Origin of the sequence: Campylobacter sp. TTU-622, assembly GCF_016598965.1 — a bacterium.
Lineage (GTDB): Bacteria > Campylobacterota > Campylobacteria > Campylobacterales > Campylobacteraceae > Campylobacter_D.
In genome coordinates, this window is record NZ_JAENKR010000007.1 from 1 (window position 1) to 18743 (window position 18743).

Consider the following 18743-nt stretch of genomic DNA (forward strand, 5'->3'; position numbering starts at 1 on the left):
TTCTACTATAAATACTTTAACCAACAGCGGAACTATAACAGCTATAAATACTGGTGTTAGTATTTCAAGTGCTAGTATTCAAACTTTTACTAATGAGAAATTGATAAGTAGTGATAATGGAAGTGGGGTTTATGTTGGTAGTTCTACTATAGAAAATTTTACCAACAAAGGAACTATAAAAACTAGTGGAACAGCAGAACCAAATCAATATGGAGGGGGTTCAATAGGTATATCTTTAAGAAATAGTACTATAAGTAATTTTGCCAATGAAAGTTCCATCTCTGGCAAAGTAGGTATAAAATTATCTGCTTCATCAATTGAAAATTTTACTAACAAAGGAACCATAGAATCAACTAGCAATAATAATCTTGCAGCAGGTATTGCTCTTGCAACTGTTTATAGTAGTATATCTACTATAAACACCTTTACCAATGAAGGCACTATACAATCAAACTCTAATGGTATCTTAGTAGAAGCAGGAAATAAAATAGGTACGCTTACCAATAAAGGAACTATTGATGCTAAATTAAATGGTATAAGTTTTTATGATCATGGCGATGTTAGTGGTAATACAACAAATATCGGTAAAATCACCATAGAAAGCGGAGGCGTCATTAAAGCAGGCAATGATGCAATCCACATTGATGGAAGTGGTAAAGATATCACAGGCGAAGGCATAGACGTAAAAGGTAGATTAGAAGGTGGTAATGCTGGCATTTATATAGGAGCAGGCAAACAAGTAAATACAAGTATCACTGTATCTGGAACCATTCAAGGTAATAATGGCGGTATTATTAATACTGGAACCATAGGACAAAAAGATGCAGATGTTCAAACACACGGCATCACCATTGAAAATGGTGGAACTATTACTTCTAAAAATGGTAGCGGTATTTTAAATACTGATAATGGAATTATCTATGGTAATATTGTAAATAGTTCAAACAATGATTTAACCTTAAAAAATGATTCTAGTGCAACCATTACAAGTGGTGTTACTAATAAAGGTAGCGGAACTATCTTCGTAAATAACCAAGGAACTATAGATAAGGATAGTAGTGGTAACAATCTTACTAATAATGGATCTGGTAGCATAGTCATAGAAGATTGGCTTGTAACTTCAGATGAATCAGGTAACTTAGATACTATAGTTGTAGGTGGAAATGGTTCAGGTAATGTAAGTGCAGATAATATAACCATAGATGAAGCTAATCTTGATCTAGATAATCTTGATGATATAAGTGATGTTATCAGTGGAATTGATAAAGGTAATGTAAGCAATGTAACAACTAATGGTAGTGGAGATATAAACTTAATCTATGATCCTACAACAGGAAAAATTTATCAAAGCTTTAACCTTAATGCCTCTATATCAGGTGCAACCTTTAGATCTTTAATCTCTACAACTTCAAGAAGATCAACCTTTATTGATAATGTTATGGGTAATTCTATGCAAAGCTTTTATCTAAGCTCTTCAAGTAGAGCTCAAAGAATGGCTATGCAAGAAAAAGGTAATTTATACTCTGATGCAAGTGATTATATAAAGAGTGATTTTAAAAATGCTTCTTATGGAATGAATAAAGAACACTCTTTATTTATACTTCCTTATGCTTCTTCACAGAATGTTGAACTATCTTTAAATGAAGAAAGTAAAGGACATACTAAAGGAACTATTATAGGTTATTCTACTTTAAAAGATAGTGGAATATATGGTGTATATGTAGGTTATGAAGATACAAAAATGAGTTCAACTTATTTTAATATCAATAATAGAACTTATTATGCAGGTTTAAAATACTTTAATACCTTATTTACTACAGAAAAAGGACAAGAAGTTTATATTAAAGCTCAAGGTAAAACAGCTTTAATTAAAAATGATTTAACTAAAAAAATAGGAAATAATGAAGCTAAAGCTGAACCTAATTCTTATGCTTATGGACTTAATGCTAATTTAGGTATGAATTTTATTAAAGATAAAGATATATTCTCACCAGAAGTTGGCTTAGCCTATGAAGGAGGTTATACAGAGGCTTTCTCTATGCAAAATACTATAGGTCAAGCTACAGTTAATGGAGGAGAGAGAACCTATGCAAACTATTTAAATCTCTTCTCTACTAAAACAAGCTTTACATGGTTTAGAGATTGGTTACCAAATTTAAAAACCTCTTTAACTCTTGGAGCTAAATTTAATATCAATCCTAGTGTAAAAGCTAAAGCTAGATTTGGTAGTGTTAAAGTAAGTGATACATTTGATCTACCAAGAGTTCAACAATATATCACAAGCTCTTTTATCATTCCTCTTAATGAAGCATTCTACTTTAGCTTAAACTACAATGGAATGTTTGATAAAGATGGTAATACCCATACAGGATATGCTCAATTTAATTATGTGTGGTAAAAGAATATAAATAATTCTAAATTAGAATAAATATAAAGAACTAGTTTAATCTCCTTAACCCTAAATGACTTTAAGTTGTTTGGGGTTTATTCTTTTAAAAGCTTAATAAATTAAATCATAAGTTTAAATATAGAATAAAATTAAATGATAGAAAGTTAAAATAAAAAATAATAAAAATAACATAAAAGCAATAATTAAAACAATAAAGATTAAAAATAACAAATAAAACTAAACAACTAAACACAAATAATAAAAATAAACATACAAACAAAAACAAATATAAAATTTATAATTCTTATAAATAAATATTTTGATTTTTAAAGATAATGAAAGAATTGACAAATCAGAACAAATTGTAAAAATGATTTCCTCGTATTTTAATAAAAAAATTATATAAAATCATCACTAAAAGATATTTAAAAATTAAATAAGATAAAATAGAATTGAATCAAGCCTTTTAAAAAGGCTTGATTGAAGAATTTAGAGAGTTTTATTCAACTTCAGCGTCGATTACATCATCATCTTTTTTCTTTTTATCATTTGCTGTATTTGGCTCATCTTTTTTATACATATTCTCAGCTAATTTATGAGAAACTTCACTTAAAGCTTTCATTTTGCTTTCGATTTCTTCTTTACTTGCACTTTCATTTTTAAGAGTTTCTCTTAAGTCATCTAATGCTTTTTGGATTTTTGCTTTTTCATCATCTGCAACTTTTTCTCCTAGCTCATTTAGAGATTTTTCTACTTGATGAGCAAGGCTATCAGCTGAATTTCTAGCATCTACAGCTTCTTTACGTTTTTTGTCTTCTTCTTTGTGAAGTTCTGCATCTTTTACCATTTTATCAATTTCTTCTTCACTTAAACCGCTTGAACCTGTGATTTTGATTTCTTGAGCTTTTCCTGTTGCTTTATCTTTTGCACTTACAGTTAAAATACCATTAGCATCGATATCAAAAGTAACTTCAATTTGCGGCATACCACGTGGTGCAGGTGGAATTCCTTCAAGATTGAAATTTCCTAAAGATTTATTATCACGGCTAAATTCTCTCTCTCCTTGTAAAACATTGATAGTAACTGCACTTTGATTGTCTTCTGCAGTTGAGAAAACTTGCTCTTTTTTAGTTGGTATAGTAGTGCCTTTTTCGATGATTTTAGTCATTACTCCGCCTAAAGTTTCAATACCTAAAGAAAGCGGAGTAACATCAAGTAAAAGTACATCTTTAACATCACCTTTTATAACCGCACCTTGAATTGCAGCACCAATTGCTACAACTTCATCTGGATTTACTGATTTATTAAGATCTTTTCCAAAAGCTTTTTTAACTTCTTCTTGAACTAAAGGAACACGAGTAGAGCCCCCTACCATAACGATTTCTTTAATTTCATCTTTTTTAAGTCCTGCATCACTTACTACTTCGTTGATTTTAGTAATAGTTTCAGCCACTAAACTTTCAATCATACTTTCAAATTTTGCTCTAGTGATTGTTTTAGTTAAATGTTTTGGACCACTTGCATCAGCTGTAATAAATGGTAAATTGATATTAGTTTCATTAGCTGAACTTAATTCTTTTTTAGCATTTTCTGCGGCTTCTTTTAAACGTTGTAAAGCCATTACATCATTTTTAAGATCTATGCCTGTTTCATTTTTAAATTCAGTTGCTAGAAAATCAATTAATTTATTATCAAAATCATCACCACCTAAGAAAGCATTACCACCAGTTGCCAAAACTTCTACAACATTATCTCCGGTTTCAAGCACAGTAACATCAAATGTTCCTCCACCTAAATCATAAACAACGATTTTTTCACTATCTTTTTTATCAAGACCATAAGCCAAAGCTGCAGCGGTAGGCTCATTGATAATTCTTAAAACATTAAGTCCTGCTATCGTTCCTGCTTCTTTTGTAGCTTTTCTTTGAGCATCATTAAAATACGCAGGCACGGTAATAACCGCATCAACAACTTTTTCACCCAAGAAAGCTTCTGCATCTTCTTTTAATTTCATTAAAACTTTAGCTGAAATTTCTTGTGGAGTATAAATTTTGCCTGCAATTTCAATAGCACAAGCTCCATTTCTTTCAGTGATATGATATGGAAGTCTATTTTTGGCTTCTTTTGCTGCTTCTTCATTTATCATAAGACCCATTATTCTTTTAATAGAATAAATTGTTTTTTCAGGATTAGTTACTGCTTGACGCTTAGCACTATCACCAACTAAAATTTCACCTTTATCTGTAAAAGCAACTACAGAAGGAGTTGTATTTTTCCCTTCTTTATTTGGAATTACTTTACTTTCGCCACGCTCATATACAGAAACACAAGAATTGGTTGTTCCTAAATCTATACCTATAACTTTACTCATTTTATATCCTTTATAATAATTTATTTTGCTACACTAACTTTTACAGGTCGTATTACACGATCATTGATTTTATAACCCTTTTGTAGAGTTTGTATAATACTTCCGCTTTGATGATCCTTACTCTCTACGTGAAACATAGCTTCATGTAAATTAGGATCAAATTCTTTAATTTCATCTATGGATTTTACACCATTTTTTTCAAGCTTTTTCATAAATAAATCTAGAGTATTTTGAACCCCCTCTTTAATTTTTAAACTTATTTCATCATTTGCTTCAACATTCAAAGCTGCTTCTAATGCGTCTAAAACATCAAGCAAATCTTTGGCAAAACTTTCATTTGCATAAAGCATTGCTGAAATTTTTTCTTTTTCCATTCTTTTTTTAATATTTTCAAATTCAGCATTAGCTCTTATATATTTATCTTTAAGTTCATCTAATTCTTTTTGTAAAATGGCTTCTTTGCTTTCTTCTTGCTTTTCTTGTTCTATTTCTTGATTATTTTCAATCATTTCTTCATTGTTTTCTTGATTCACGCAGCCTCCTTTATCTGTTTTAAAACTTTATTATAATCCGTATAAACACTACCCGCGAAGATAATATTTACACTTTTGCCCAAAAACTGTGCATTGATTTTAAATCCCATAAAACCTTTTTTAAATAAAGGTTCAAATTGAAGACTTTCGCCGAATTTTCTATCAACTGCACAATCTAAGAGCTTAGCAAATTCATCGTTTTGATAAATTTGATAAGCTCTTTGTTCATTGATTTTACTATAAATTAAACCTTGTTTTAAATTTGAAATTTTTTGAGCAAGTTCAAAAAATTTAACTTTTAAAACTATATCTTCTAAATCAAAAAGATTTAATCCTATTAAAGTTTTTAAAAAATCAAAAGCTTGAATGTTATATTTTAAAACGATTTCATTTTCTTCAAAATCTAAAACAATAAATTTATTATTTAAGTTAAAAATTTCTTTTAAAATAAGATCTCTACCGCCATAAACTAAACAATAAATCTTGTATTCTTTAAGTAAATGATATAAAAATATTTCATTTTTAATATCAAGCTCACTATCAATATCAAGCTCATTTTTCCAATAATTTTGCATAGTTAAAATAGTAGGAATTCTACCACTGCTAATATGAATTTGAGTTATAAGTCCTTCATCGCTAAGCTTTTTAAGATATACACGTATAGTAGAAGCTGGAATACAAAGACTAGAATTTAATTCATTAGAACCTATAGGTGTATTATCTAACAAATAAGTTTCGATGATAGATTTTAAAATTAATTCTCTTTTATCCTCAACTTTTATCATTGTCAAACTCTTAAAAAATCTATAATTTTTGATAATTATATAACTTTAGTGATATTTTGTCAAGTATTATTTTAAAAAATATACTTAATTTTGTTTAGTCTATAACACTAAAGTTATATTAGCATATAATTATAAATCTAATAAGACTCGGTATCATTGTGATGAAATCTGATTTGAATTTTTATCAAAATATTCATCGCTTTCTAGAGTTTCTACAAAACGTCCTACCCTATCCCAACGCACATTTTTTTCTTCATCCCAAGAAAAATATACAAACCAAGGACTTCCAACAATCAAACTATAAGGCACGCTTCCCCAAAAACGGCTATCGTAAGAATTGTCTCTATTATCTCCCACCATAAAATATTCATTTTCTGGAACATCAAAAATATAAGCATTACCACCATTAAAGCCCACATTGGTGCCTAATTCTTTAAAATAGATAGGAGACATAGCAAAATCACTTCTCATCATATATTCTAAAATTTCTCTTTCTATATTTTTATGTGGATCATAGTGAATACCTTTTTGTTTGTAAGGTTCTTTAACATAAATTTCTCCACCTAAAACAACTATATCATCTTTATAGTGTTCTTTCATAAAATCATCACCTTCGTGCATCCTTATATATAAGGTTTTATTAGCATAAACTACACGATCAAGTCCTAAGGCTACACAGCGTTTTACATAATGTTCTTTAGTATTCTTAGGATTTCTAAAAACTACTATATCCCCTCTTTTAGGACCTTCTGCAGAAATTAAATGTCCATTTTTATTGAAGTCGGGCAAAACAGGAATTTCAAGCCAAGGGATATGCGGGGTTGGAATACCATAGCTGAATTTTTTTACAAATAAAAAATCTCCAATCAACAAAGTATTTTTCATAGAACCAGAAGGAATAACAAAAGCTTGAATAAAAAAGAATATCACCAAAAGAACGATAACAATAGTTCCGGTCCAAGATTGAGAAAAATGATAAAGTTTCTTTAAAAATTGCATATAATTTTCCTAAATTAAAGTCTATTTTTTGCTGATTTAATTGTATTTTCTAAAAGCATTGCTATAGTCATAGGGCCTATACCACCAGGAACAGGTGTAATATAGCTTGATTTTTTTGAAACATTTTCAAAATCAACATCACCTACGATTTTATTATCAAGATGATTAATACCAACGTCTATGATAATAGCACCTTCTTTTATCATATCAGCCTTTAATAAATGAGCACAACCCGCAGCTACTACAATCAAATCAGCTTTTTTTGTATAAAAATTTAAATCTTTTGTTTTAATGTGGCATATACTTACACTAGCACCAGCATTTAAAAGCATGGTTGCCATAGGACGCCCTACTATATTAGAAGCTCCAATAACCACAGCATCAAGTCCTGTTAAATGGATATTATAAGCTTTTAAAAGTTTAATTACCCCCAAAGGTGTACAAGGTAAAAAGCCACTTTCTAAACCTAAATTTAAATATCCTACATTTATAGGATGAAAACCATCAACATCTTTAGAACTTGCAATATTTTCTAAAATAATATCTTTATTAATATGACTAGGTAAAGGAAGTTGGATCAAAATCCCATGGACACTATCGTCATAATTTAAAGTATTAATAAGGGCTAAAAGTTCATTTTGAGTTATATCTTTTTTTAAATGATAAGAAAGCGATTTAATACCACAAAATTCACAAGCTTTAATTTTATTTTGCACATAAACTTTACTTGCTTCATCATCTCCAACTAAAATAACAGCTAAACAAGGTTCTATAGATTTTTCTTTAAGCTCTAATACTTTAAGTTTTAATTCATTTTTTATTTTTAAACTTAAAGCTTTGCCATCAAGTAAAACCATTGCTTTCCTTTTTAAATTTATACATTTTTTAAAATAAAAATTGTATCATATTAAGAATTTATTAACAAGGTAGAATTTGAGACTTATTTTTATAATATTGTTTATTTTTCCAAGACTTTTTGCAGAAGATTTTATCACTATGAGAGAATACGCTAAAATGCTATATGAAAACCCAAGAGGAATCAGCTGTAAAGAATGTCACGGAAAAAATGGAGATGAGCAAATTCTAGGATATATCACCAAAAAAGATACAAAAATACCTTATAAAATTCCAAGCATTCAAAATTTGAGTTTTGAACAATTTAAATTAGCTCTTACTCAAGAAAAAGATTCAAAATCTATTATGCCAAGTTATTCTCTTACTGAAGATGAAATAGTAACTTTATATAATTATATTAATCATAAGGAAAAATAATGACAAATAAACAAGCTTTTGAAGAATCATCTAAATTTATAGCAGGTGGAGTTAATTCTCCTGTGCGTGCTTTTTTAAACGTTCAAAGCAATCCTTTATTTATAGATCATGGCAAGGGGGCTTATATTTATGATATCAATAATGAAGCTTACATTGATTATGTTCAGAGTTGGGGTCCATTACTTTTTGGACATTGCGATAAAGATATACAAAATGCTTGCATTAAAGCTTTAAAAAAAGGATCAAGTTTTGGTGCCCCTACTTTACTTGAAACCACGCTTGCAAAACTTATCCTAGAATCTTTTCCTCATCTTGATAAAATTCGTTTCGTAAATAGTGGCACAGAAGCAACGATGAGTGCTATAAGACTTGCTAGAGGATATACAAAAAAAGATAAAATTCTCAAATTTGAAGGTTGTTATCACGGACATTCTGATTCTTTATTGGTAAGTGCTGGAAGCGGAGCTGCTACATTTAATTCTCCTAGCTCTTTAGGAGTTTTAAAAGATGTTGCAAAGCAAACTTTAGTAGCAACTTATAATAATATAGAAAGCGTTAAAGAACTTTTTCATAAGCATAAAGATATAGCTTGTGTTATTATAGAACCTATAGCTGGAAATATGGGTTTAGTAAAAGGAGAAATTGACTTTTTAAAAGAATTGACTAAAATCTGTAAAGATAATGAAACTTTACTCATCTTTGATGAAGTAATGAGTGGATTTAGGGCTTCATTTTTAGGTTCATATGGAATCAATAAAATAGAAGCTGATATCGTAACTTTTGGTAAAGTTATTGGCGGAGGAATGCCAGCAGCAGCTTTTGCTGCAAAAGCTAAAATTATGGATTATTTAAGCCCATTAGGCGGAGTTTATCAAGCAGGAACACTAAGTGGTAATCCTTTGGCTATGGCGGCTGGAATTGCAAGCATTAGCAAAGCAAAAAATACAAAAAATCTCTATAACAAACTTGAAAAACTTGCCAAAAAATTGACTTTAGGACTTAAACAACTCGCTAAAGAAAAAGGTATAGCGTTGCAAACTTCTTATGTTGGCTCAATGTTTGGATATTTTTTTAATGAAAATGAAGTAAAAAATTATCAAGATGCCTTAAAATCTGATTTAAAACTTTTTGCTAAATTTCATCAAAATATGATTAAAAATAAAATTTATCTAGCTCCTTCTTCTTTTGAGACAGGTTTTATTTGTTCAAAAATGAATCAAAAAACCATTGATATTACACTAGAAGCCGCAAGAGAAAGTTTTAAAAAATTATGAGCAAAAGAAAAAAAATTATTCAAAAAAGCATAGAGGCTGCAAATGGTTTAAGTCTTGGAATTTCTATCGTTGTAGCTATTATCCTTGGTATAGCTTTGGGTTATTTTTTAAAAAAGATTACAGGAATTACCTTTCTTTTTTGGCTTGGAATTTTTTGGGGAATAGCAGCAGCTATTTTAAATGTATATAAAGCCTATAAAGCACAGGTTAAAAGTTATGAAGAATTTCAAAATAAAAAATGAAAACAAAAGATAAAAAAAAATTATTTTTATTATTTATTATGGTCCATATATTTTTTTATGGACTTTCTTTTTTTACTCATTCTTTAAACCAAAAAAATATTTTAAGTTTTGAAATTGCTTTTTTTAGTAGTTTATTGATCATCATTATTTCTTATTTTAATTATCAAAAGAATATTGTAAAAAATACATATAAATATAAATTTGATCAAATACCAAATATTTTCATTAAAAATTATAAAAAAGATCAAAAAATTATAAAATTTAAAAAGGTAAATGACGATTTAAAACTGAATTTTAAAGATAAAATACAAAATTTTACTTTGTTTTTTACTTTATTTAAATTATTAGCTTATGGAATTTTAGTCGCTGGATTTTTATTTTTAAATCGCAAAGGCATTTTTTCTACTTTTGCTTATTTGGGTGGAATTTCGGCTTTATTAATATGTATTATAATATTTGCTTTATGTGTAAAATATGAGTTTAACAAGAATTATTAGATCTTTAATGGCATTATTTGCCTCTATGGCTTTTTTATTTGCTGGAAATGCCTTGATGATGAGCTCTATAGGAGTTATTTTAAAAGAAAACAACTCAAGTTCTTTAATGATAGGAGTGATTAGTTCTTGTTTTTTTATAGGTGCCCTATGTGCAACAATAGGAATTCATAAAATTATATCTAAAATAGGACATATTAGATCTTTTGGAATTTTTGTTTCTATTTTTGGAATTTCTGCTATTTTACACGCTTTAAGTAATAATTTATTTTTTTGGGCTTTTTTAAGATTTTTAATTGGAATTTGCTATTATGGCTTGCTTATGGCTATAGAGTCTTGGCTTAACGAAAAATCTAAAAATGCTACAAGATCTAGAATTTTAGGTTTTTATGAAATAATTTTTTACTTCTCTTATGCCTTAGGAACTTTAATTTTAGCTCTAAATTTAAATCAATATACTATTTTTATTATAAGTGCTAGCTTGATTTTATTTTCTTCTTTGCCTTTAAATTTAATCAAGATTAAAGAACCAGCAATACCAAAACCTCATCCTATTTCTATACCTAAAATTTTTAATATAGCTCCATTAGCTATTGCAACAAGTTTTGTTGGGGGCTTACTCATTGGGGGATTTTTTTCTATGTCTTCTTTGTTTATCATTTTGCAAGGCTATGATACAAAATTTGTTTCTTATTTTATAGCTTGTGCAACTTTAGGAGGATTTTTAGCTCAAGCAATTATGGGTTTTATTTCCGATAAATTAGGAAGAAAATTTGCTATTATTATTTGCGTTCTCATAGGTTTTTTAACTATGTTATGTTTTTTGCTTCTTAAACCAAATATTTATTTTCAGTATTTTTTAGCTTTCTTTTTAGGTTTTGGAACTTTTTGTCTTTATGCCTTAGCACTTGCTCGTGCTAACGATGCTTTAACTTCAAAAGATAATATAGTAGAACTTGGGCGTGGAGTATTGTTTTGTTATTCTTTAGGATCTTTACTTTCTCCTTTAATCTTAGGTATTTTAATGCAATATTTGAGTTTTTATGGTTTTATATATTTTTATGCATTTTTATTTGCATTTTTATTTATTTTTGCCATCAATAAACCAAATTTTATTTCTAAAAAAATAAAAATATTAAAGATAAGATGATGATTAATACAGCGCTTACAAATCAAATAGGAAACAAACTTAAAAATGAAATTAAACCTGATTCAAATTCTAAAGATACTATATCAAAAGATAAATTAGATCCAAAAGATCTTCTAAATAAAACCTTAAAACAAAATTTAGATAAAGTTATAGATTCTGAAGAAAATATACAAAAATTTATACAAAATAAAACTGATTTAAAATTTAAAGAATTAATCAATAAGCTTCTTGATCAAATTAATGCCCAAAAAAACCCAAATTCTCCTGTTTTAAAACAAGCCAATAGATTAAATCTTGCTCCAAATTTTGCAAATGAATTAAAAACTCTAATACAAGAACTTTCAAAAAATAATCAATTTTCACAAGTATTGAATAAATTACAAAATTTATTAAAACCTATGGCAGAAGTTAAAAACAATGATGTAGCGTTATTGTTTAAAAATTCTGGAATATTTTTTGAAGCCAAATTAAAAGATTCTCTTAATAAAGATCTTTTACCCAAAAGTTTTCATACTCTTGTCAATGGAATTAAATCTTTAAGCAAAGAAAGTATTATCAATGAAATTTTAAAACTTGATTCATTAAATTTAAGCCCAAAACAAAGTTTAGAAAAACTCAAAAGTATTATAGAAAAAAATATCGATGAAAATAAACAAATTTTAAAAAATAGTTCTTTTAACGCCTTAATAAACTTAGGTAAAAAAATTACAAATTTTAAAAACTATATTAATAAAAATCCTGAATTCTCTCAAAAAAAAATTATTACAGTGGCAAATAGAATTTTAAATGAAATCAATGCATTAAAAAAAGACTTTATAAAAGATCTTAGCAAACCTCAAAATATAGCAATTAAAAATCCTCAAATTCTTAAACAAGCTATGCAAAGCTTAGATAAACTCGAACGCATTTTAAAAAACATTATTGAAAACAAATATCAAAAACCAGATAATGAAAAAAATTTCAAAACTACAACTCCAATAGAAAAAAAAGAAAATCAAATTAATACCAAAGATATTAAATTAGAAACAAAAGATTCAAAAGATAAAACAATAAAAGAACAAAATAATAAAATAGAAACTAAAGAAGATTCAAAAGATACAATGATAAAAAAACAAGGAGATATAAAAGAACAAGAAAAAAATATAGAAGAAGAACAAGAAAATATAGAAGAAAAAATACCAACAACACAAAAAAAGGAAAATGATAAAAAAGAGATAAAAACTAGTAAAAATGAAGATAAGATACCACAAAAAGAAATAAAAAATTCCCAAAAAATGGATATAAATATAGAAAATACCACTCACAAAAACGAATTTTTAAATCAAAATATCTTTAATAATCTTATAAAAAATGAAAATTTAAACGAACAAAATGTTAAAAATTTAATTTTTTTAAACAATGGAGAAGTATTAAATGAAACAGAAGATTTAAGCAAGGCTTTAACTTCATTTTCTAAAAAAATTGAAGAAAGTTTAAAACAGCTTGATCCAAATTCCAAAAATGCTAAAAATCTTTTAATAGAGCTAAAAAATCTTGATCATAAGGTTAATCTTTCTATAAAAGATATACAAAATATTAAACCAAGAACACAAAATGATATAAACTATGATATACACAACGACATAAAATCCACCTTGCTTCAAATTTCAAATTTAGCCAAAACAACAGACAATGAAGCTATTTTCAATCAAGCTAATAGACTTATTGCACAAATTGAAATCAATCAATTAATGTCTTTAGCTAATAACTCTATCAATACTCATATACCTTTCTCTTGGGATGATTTAAATGATTCTAAAATCATCTTTAAAAGAGGAAAAAAAGATAAATTTTTTGCTCAAATTAAACTTGAATTTTCAAAACTTGGCAATTTAGAAATTTTAATCGCCTTAAATAATCAAAAATATATAGATATAAATATAATGGTAGAAAATAAAGAATTTAGAAAAAATATTTATGAAAATGCGCATAAACTTAAAAAAAATATCAATAAAGCAGGTCTTTTAAGTGCAAATTTCTTTGTTGGAGATATCATTAAATCAAAATTTGATATACATACAAAAAATTTTGATTTAAATATGGGAATGGATAAAAAAGTCTAATTTAAATTTTAAAATTTTTACAAATATCTTTGGTTAATTTTTGTATAAAATTAATACAATTTTTAATTTATCTAAAACAATATTTAAATTGTCAACCTACTTGATTTATCTCATAATAAAATATCAAAATAACTTAAAATAAAAAATATTTTTATATTTTAATAAGATATATTTAATTTTTATTAATATAATATTTTATTAGTATTAATAAAAATTAAAGGCAATAAAATGGAATTTTTAACCAATCTTAGCGAAGGCGTTCAATTTCTAATTCAAATTATTATAGTTCTTGCTTGTCTTTTTTATGGAGCCAAAAAAGGAGGTATAGCACTTGGATTACTAGGTGGAATAGGAATTTTAATGCTTGTTTTTGCTTTTCATATAAAGCCAGGAAAACCTGCTATTGATGTAATGCTAACAATTTTAGCAGTAGTTATTGCAAGTGCAACACTGCAGGCTAGTGGAGGACTTGATGTGATGCTTCAAATTGCAGAACGTATTTTAAGACGTAATCCCAAATTTTTAACTATACTTGCACCTTTTATAACCTGCTTTTTAACTATACTTTGCGGAACAGGTCATGTTGTTTATACTATAATGCCAATCATTTATGATATAGCCATTAAAAATAATATTCGTCCAGAACGCCCTATGGCAGCAGCTTCAATCTCTTCTCAAATGGGAATTATAGCAAGCCCAGTTTCTGTTGCTGTTGTCTCACTTACTGCGCTTTTATTAAATTCAAATCATAAATTAGCAGGTTTTGATGGGTATATCAATTTGCTTCAAATTACAATACCTAGTACGCTTTTTGGGGTTTTGTGTGTGGGAATTTTTTCATGGTTTAGAGGTAAAGATTTAGATAGAGATGAAAAATTTCAAAATAAACTTAAAAATGAAGAATTTAAAAATTACGTTTATGGAAATACTAAAACTTTACTAAATGAAAAACTTTCAAAAGACAATTGGTTGGCAATGTGGATTTTTTTAGGTGCTATTGTTTGTGTTGCCTTGCTTGGAATTTTTGATTTTCTACGTCCAAATTGGGGACAAATTGTAAAAAATAATATCCCTCAATTTGATAGTTTAGGAAATCCAAAATTAGACATTTTATCTATGGTATCTGTTATACAAATGTTTATGCTTTTAGCTGGATCTTTGATAATTATTTTTACCAAAACAGAAACTAAAAAAATTGCATCAAATGAAATTTTTAAATCTGGTATGATTGCCATGGTAGCAGTTTTTGGAATCTCTTGGATGGCTGATACTATGTTTGCTATCCACACTCCAATGATGAAAGAAATACTTGGAAACATAGTTAAAGATTATCCTTATACTTATGCAATTATGCTTTTATTGATTTCAAAATTTGTTAATTCTCAAGCAGCAGCTATTTCAGCTTTTGTTCCACTAGCTTTAAATATAGGCGTAGAACCAGGTATAATCATAGCCTTTGCAGCAGCTTGCTATGGATATTATATTTTGCCTACTTATCCAAGTGATTTAGCAACTATACAATTTGATAGATCAGGAACAACTCATATAGGTAAATTTGTAATCAATCATAGCTTTATTATACCTGGACTTTTGGGTGTATTTAGTTCTTGTGTAGCTGGATATTTTATAGCTTTAAGCACTGGATATATTTAATTATTTATTTTTTGGATATCATATTTATCAAAATCTTATATAATAAGTCCTCAAAAATAATAAAAGAAGTAAAATGGATACTTTTTTAAGAGCTGATAAAAACTATACCTTAAATGATTTACTTATTACCTTAGAAAAATTAGGCATTAAAAAAGGTGACGTACTTTGCATACATACCGAACTCTTTAATTTTGGTTTTCCTTTGCTTTCCAAAAAAGAATACCTTAATACTTATATTAAAGCTTTTCTAGAAATTTTAGGAGAAACTGAAACTCTTATAATGCCTACTTTTACTTATAGTTTCTGCAAAAATGAAAATTATGACAAATTAAACTCCAAATGTAAAGTAGGAATTTTAAATGAGTTTTTCAGATTCTATGAAGGAGCAACAAGGAACAATGATCCTATTTTTTCTTTTGCTATAAAAGGAAAAGAGCAAAAAGAATTTTTAAAAGATCATTCAAGTTGCTTTGGAGAAAACAGTGTTTATGATACGCTTTATAAAATGAATGGAAAAATTATACTTCTTGGATCAGAAATCAATGGTTATACTTTTACACATTTCATAGAAGAAAAAGCAAAAGTACCTTATAGATATTTTAAAAATTTTAGCGGAAAAATCATTGATGAGTTGGGAAATATTTCTCAAAAAAACATAAAATACTATGTAAGGAATCTAAATACAAATTCAAATCTTGATGTTTATAAACAAATAAAGATATTAAAAAATTCTAATAATTTTAAAAAAGAAAAATTTGGAAATTCTTGTATAATAAATATAGATTCTAAATCTTATCTAACAAATACTTTAAAAAAATTACTAGATGATCCTTATTATCTTTTAGAAAATTAACCCTAAGCTAAATAAAATTATAGTCTTTAATTTATTGGTCCAGAAAAGACAAACAGAAAAAAAATAAATTATACAATATAATACAATATTTTATTAAATTTTAAAGTTTTTATTCTATATCATTTGACATTTAGGTTTTTCAATGGGCTTAAACTTAGCAATTCTTTAGGTATTTTAACCTTTTGAATTTCAATTTTTGTTACCACTTGTTGCGTTGTGCTCCCACAACCTATCAATAACATCGTTAAAAAGCTTAGTAAGGTTATTTTCATTGCTTTTATAAATGTATTCTTTAACATATTTCACCTTTTCTCTTATTTGCTCTTTTTCATTATTTGCATTGCTTATAGCTTGTAGTTGTGCTTTATGTATTTTATTTATCTCTTTTAGTTTTTTTAAATTTTCATTATTAGCTTCTAAAGCAAGATTTAGATTATTTTTAGTCGTTTCTAATTCTTGCTTAGTTAATTTAAGATTAAAACTTAAAAATACCATAGAGATAATAAGTATTCCTATGAAAATATAGCTTTTATATTGAAATAAAAAATTCATTGACTAGTTTAACTCGTTAATTATTTCAAGCTTAATATTGCTTAAATCTTGATGATACACCAAATCATAAAATTTTTTACAAGCTAATCTACTTGAACCTATGCTTTCATTATCATTAGACTTAGTTAAACCTAGTAAAATACAACCTTTGGTATCTTTATCAGTGTTACCCCAATGTATAAGAATGTGTCTATCAAAAGGAACATCATTATTAAAAATATTAATAATGCTATCATCATCTTTTAAAACTTTAACCCCTGCTACTTCTTTTTTACCTTTATCGTTAAAGCTTGAAGTCTTGTGTCTTTTAAGATTATAAATTCCAGCAAGAACTCTTAAATCTTGCTCTCTTTCTAAGCCTTCTTTATCTTCTTCTAAGGAAAAGCAATCTAAAAGTATATTTTCTTTATCATCAAAAACTCTAAATTTTCCTATAACGCAAGTACTTGTTGTATATTCTTCTAGTATTGTTTATAATTCTTTATTTAATTTCCCAATGCTATACTTCATTTTAATACTTCAAACTCATTTTATCCCCTTTATTAAACATTTAATTTTATGAAACAAATTACAAGAGTGATAAAAAATAAAAATTTTAAATTCATTTATTTCTAAAGCTTGCATTGCCTCTTTTAAAACCTTATTGGCTAACATATAATCATTCTTACTTCTTGCTTTTATGCATAAAAAATCGTGTATTACACAAGCACTAAAATACTCACTTTTAAAAGGTGGATAAATACTCCAAAAAATTCTAGGAATACTTGCTCCATCAGTTTTAAAACCCTTAGGTATAACACCGTTAAAGCTTGGTAAAGAAAAAGCATAATCATCAACTACTTCAAACCTATCTTTATCATAAGGTTTTACACATACTCTTTTTAAATCATTTTTCATTATTTTCCTTTTTTTATAAATATTTCTTAATTCATCATTTCTTATTTGAGTAAGTTTTACAAGTCTTTCATCCATTCTCATAAGATCTGTATAGATCCAACTTATCATTAGTTTTTGAATAAAGGGTAAATTTAGAGAGTTTAAGTAGTATAGAAATTATTCAGAATTATATTCTAAAGAAGATATTGAAAAATTTTATAAAAAATATTTTGGACTTGCTAATTTAAATTAGCAATCTCATCAATATGGTCAGCCTAATGCTTCACAGGATAATTTTTTAAATTTAAAGCGTAATTATATTAAGATATTTTTGATATATTCTTTTATAACATCATATTTAAAAATTTCATTTAAAAGAGAAAAAATTTATCAGTACCTTCTTTTATATTCTCTTTTCTAAATTTCTCAAAACTTTTTAAAATATCTTTAATTTGTAATTTATCTAATATAATACAAAAGCAAATCTTTGCAAATAAATCATATAGCTTTTTTCGCTTAATTCTATTTTTTAAAGTTTTATTTTTTCTAATGCCAGTTCTTTAAATGTTGTTTGAGATTTTTCTCTTATGCTATCATTTTGGGCTAAATTGATTTTTAAATTATCTTTTTCTTTTCTTGCATTTTAAAGACTTAAAGCAGGATATTCACCTAAAGTTGCTTTTTATAATTTAAAGTTTTAAAGCATTTATAGTTAAACGTTTTTTTATCATTAGATAAACACAAATAAGCAAATTATCAAATCAGCAATATAATATTTTTTATCTTTAGCTTTTAAAGCTTTTATTTTGTATCATTTAACACTTTTATTCCTTTAGACCAATAAGGTCAGCTAGGTCAATAATAAAGTCAATAAAAAATATTTGCAAATATAATAAATTAAAAATAATCTAAAAAAATTAAACATCTATGAAAAGCCTATTTTATAGATAAGTAAAAAGAAGTAAAGAAAATTAAAAAGAATAAAAAATAATATCTCTGGTTGCGAAGGGGAGATTTGAACTCCCGACCTTCGGGTTATGAGCCCGACGAGCTAACCACTGCTCTACTTCGCGATCTTAAAAAATGGATGGGGTAAAGGGATTCGAACCCCTGAATGACAGGACCAAAACCTGTTGCCTTACCGCTTGGCGATACCCCATTAAAAGCCAAAATTATAATTAAATTTAATTGATTTGTC

General features: G+C 27.0%; 17 protein-coding genes and 2 tRNA genes. 9 read left to right on the forward strand and 10 right to left on the reverse strand.

The genetic code is table 11. The features are described 5' to 3' along the window. Positions 1 to 2398: autotransporter outer membrane beta-barrel domain-containing protein (locus JG677_RS01660; protein ID WP_200284855.1), on the forward strand; the 2398-nt coding region annotated here is incomplete at its 5' end. A gap of 490 nt (positions 2399 to 2888) precedes the next feature. On the opposite strand, the gene dnaK is transcribed toward JG677_RS01660, so the two are convergent. From dnaK to folD, 5 genes are all read right to left on the reverse strand, one after another. Next, a complete protein-coding gene (gene dnaK / locus JG677_RS01665; RefSeq protein ID WP_200217336.1) occupies positions 2889 to 4760 on the reverse strand; it encodes a molecular chaperone DnaK in 1872 nt (623 codons plus the stop codon). 20 nt (positions 4761 to 4780) lie between these two features. After that, positions 4781 to 5293, reverse strand: coding sequence for a nucleotide exchange factor GrpE (grpE, locus tag JG677_RS01670; protein ID WP_200169719.1), 513 nt, complete (start codon positions 5291 to 5293; stop codon positions 4781 to 4783). Next, on the reverse strand, positions 5290 to 6075 hold the full coding sequence (locus JG677_RS01675) for an HrcA family transcriptional regulator (RefSeq protein ID WP_325099502.1): 786 nt from the start codon (positions 6073 to 6075) through the stop codon (positions 5290 to 5292). Before JG677_RS01675 ends, grpE begins: the two co-directional genes overlap by 4 nt. 156 nt (positions 6076 to 6231) lie before the next feature. Next, positions 6232 to 7077: a signal peptidase I gene (gene lepB, locus JG677_RS01680; RefSeq protein ID WP_200169716.1), complete on the reverse strand. Its 846-nt coding sequence runs from the start codon at positions 7075 to 7077 to the stop codon at positions 6232 to 6234. A gap of 14 nt (positions 7078 to 7091) precedes the next feature. After that, complete coding sequence (folD, locus tag JG677_RS01685; protein ID WP_200284857.1) at positions 7092 to 7934, reverse strand: bifunctional methylenetetrahydrofolate dehydrogenase/methenyltetrahydrofolate cyclohydrolase FolD; 843 nt, start codon at positions 7932 to 7934, stop codon at positions 7092 to 7094. Between the two features lie 76 nt (positions 7935 to 8010). On the opposite strand from folD, the gene JG677_RS01690 reads away from it, so the two are divergent. The 8 genes from JG677_RS01690 to JG677_RS01725 all read left to right on the forward strand — a co-directional run bounded on the left by JG677_RS01690 (position 8011) and on the right by JG677_RS01725 (position 16117). Then, the gene (locus JG677_RS01690) at positions 8011 to 8349 is read left to right on the forward strand and encodes a hypothetical protein (protein WP_210328634.1); all 339 of its coding nucleotides are present in this window, start codon (positions 8011 to 8013) and stop codon (positions 8347 to 8349) included. Next, positions 8349 to 9623, forward strand: coding sequence for a glutamate-1-semialdehyde 2,1-aminomutase (hemL, locus tag JG677_RS01695; protein WP_200169712.1), 1275 nt, complete (start codon positions 8349 to 8351; stop codon positions 9621 to 9623). Before JG677_RS01690 ends, hemL begins: the two co-directional genes overlap by 1 nt. Next, a complete protein-coding gene (locus JG677_RS01700; protein WP_200284859.1) occupies positions 9620 to 9865 on the forward strand; it encodes an AtpZ/AtpI family protein in 246 nt (81 codons plus the stop codon). Before hemL ends, JG677_RS01700 begins: the two co-directional genes overlap by 4 nt. Beyond that, positions 9862 to 10362, forward strand: a complete 501-nt coding sequence (locus JG677_RS01705) for a hypothetical protein (RefSeq protein WP_200284861.1) — start codon at positions 9862 to 9864, stop codon at positions 10360 to 10362. Before JG677_RS01700 ends, JG677_RS01705 begins: the two co-directional genes overlap by 4 nt. Then, positions 10340 to 11509, forward strand: a complete 1170-nt coding sequence (locus tag JG677_RS01710) for an MFS transporter (RefSeq protein WP_200169706.1) — start codon at positions 10340 to 10342, stop codon at positions 11507 to 11509. The genes JG677_RS01705 and JG677_RS01710 overlap by 23 nt, the downstream gene beginning before the upstream one ends. Beyond that, a complete protein-coding gene (locus JG677_RS01715) occupies positions 11509 to 13611 on the forward strand; it encodes a flagellar hook-length control protein FliK (RefSeq protein ID WP_200169704.1) in 2103 nt (700 codons plus the stop codon). Before JG677_RS01710 ends, JG677_RS01715 begins: the two co-directional genes overlap by 1 nt. Positions 13612 to 13839: 228 nt before the next feature. Further along, the gene (locus JG677_RS01720; RefSeq protein ID WP_200169702.1) at positions 13840 to 15264 is read left to right on the forward strand and encodes an anaerobic C4-dicarboxylate transporter; all 1425 of its coding nucleotides are present in this window, start codon (positions 13840 to 13842) and stop codon (positions 15262 to 15264) included. A 73-nt stretch (positions 15265 to 15337) separates the two neighbouring features. Next, entirely contained in the window at positions 15338 to 16117 is a 780-nt protein-coding gene (locus JG677_RS01725; RefSeq protein WP_200169700.1) for an AAC(3) family N-acetyltransferase, read from the forward strand. A 189-nt stretch (positions 16118 to 16306) separates the two neighbouring features. On the opposite strand, the gene JG677_RS01730 is transcribed toward JG677_RS01725, so the two are convergent. The 5 genes from JG677_RS01730 to JG677_RS01745 all read right to left on the reverse strand — a co-directional run bounded on the left by JG677_RS01730 (position 16307) and on the right by JG677_RS01745 (position 18704). Continuing rightward, positions 16307 to 16669 carry a hypothetical protein gene (locus tag JG677_RS01730; protein WP_200169745.1) on the reverse strand — a complete coding sequence of 121 codons (363 nt, stop codon included), beginning with the start codon at positions 16667 to 16669 and terminating at the stop codon, positions 16307 to 16309. A gap of 3 nt (positions 16670 to 16672) precedes the next feature. Then, a complete protein-coding gene (locus JG677_RS08765) occupies positions 16673 to 17137 on the reverse strand; it encodes a DUF5675 family protein (protein WP_325099503.1) in 465 nt (154 codons plus the stop codon). A gap of 57 nt (positions 17138 to 17194) precedes the next feature. Beyond that, entirely contained in the window at positions 17195 to 17569 is a 375-nt protein-coding gene (locus JG677_RS01735; RefSeq protein WP_200169740.1) for a DUF1353 domain-containing protein, read from the reverse strand. A 973-nt stretch (positions 17570 to 18542) separates the two neighbouring features. Further along, positions 18543 to 18618 (reverse strand) — tRNA-Met (locus JG677_RS01740). 11 nt (positions 18619 to 18629) lie between these two features. Then, a tRNA-Gln gene (locus JG677_RS01745) sits at positions 18630 to 18704 on the reverse strand. Positions 18705 to 18743 lie beyond the last annotated feature (39 nt).

Coding starts and splice junctions, on each gene's coding strand:
- dnaK (WP_200217336.1), bottom strand. CDS start 4,760: ATGAGTAAAGTTATAGGTATAGATTTAGGAACAACCAATTCTTGTGTT.
- lepB (WP_200169716.1), bottom strand. CDS start 7,077: ATGCAATTTTTAAAGAAACTTTATCATTTTTCTCAATCTTGGACCGGA.
- folD (WP_200284857.1), bottom strand. CDS start 7,934: ATGGTTTTACTTGATGGCAAAGCTTTAAGTTTAAAAATAAAAAATGAA.
- hemL (WP_200169712.1), top strand. CDS start 8,349: ATGACAAATAAACAAGCTTTTGAAGAATCATCTAAATTTATAGCAGGT.
- JG677_RS01700 (WP_200284859.1), top strand. CDS start 9,620: ATGAGCAAAAGAAAAAAAATTATTCAAAAAAGCATAGAGGCTGCAAAT.
- JG677_RS01705 (WP_200284861.1), top strand. CDS start 9,862: ATGAAAACAAAAGATAAAAAAAAATTATTTTTATTATTTATTATGGTC.
- JG677_RS01710 (WP_200169706.1), top strand. CDS start 10,340: ATGAGTTTAACAAGAATTATTAGATCTTTAATGGCATTATTTGCCTCT.
- JG677_RS01715 (WP_200169704.1), top strand. CDS start 11,509: ATGATTAATACAGCGCTTACAAATCAAATAGGAAACAAACTTAAAAAT.
- JG677_RS01720 (WP_200169702.1), top strand. CDS start 13,840: ATGGAATTTTTAACCAATCTTAGCGAAGGCGTTCAATTTCTAATTCAA.
- JG677_RS01725 (WP_200169700.1), top strand. CDS start 15,338: ATGGATACTTTTTTAAGAGCTGATAAAAACTATACCTTAAATGATTTA.
- JG677_RS01730 (WP_200169745.1), bottom strand. CDS start 16,669: ATGAATTTTTTATTTCAATATAAAAGCTATATTTTCATAGGAATACTT.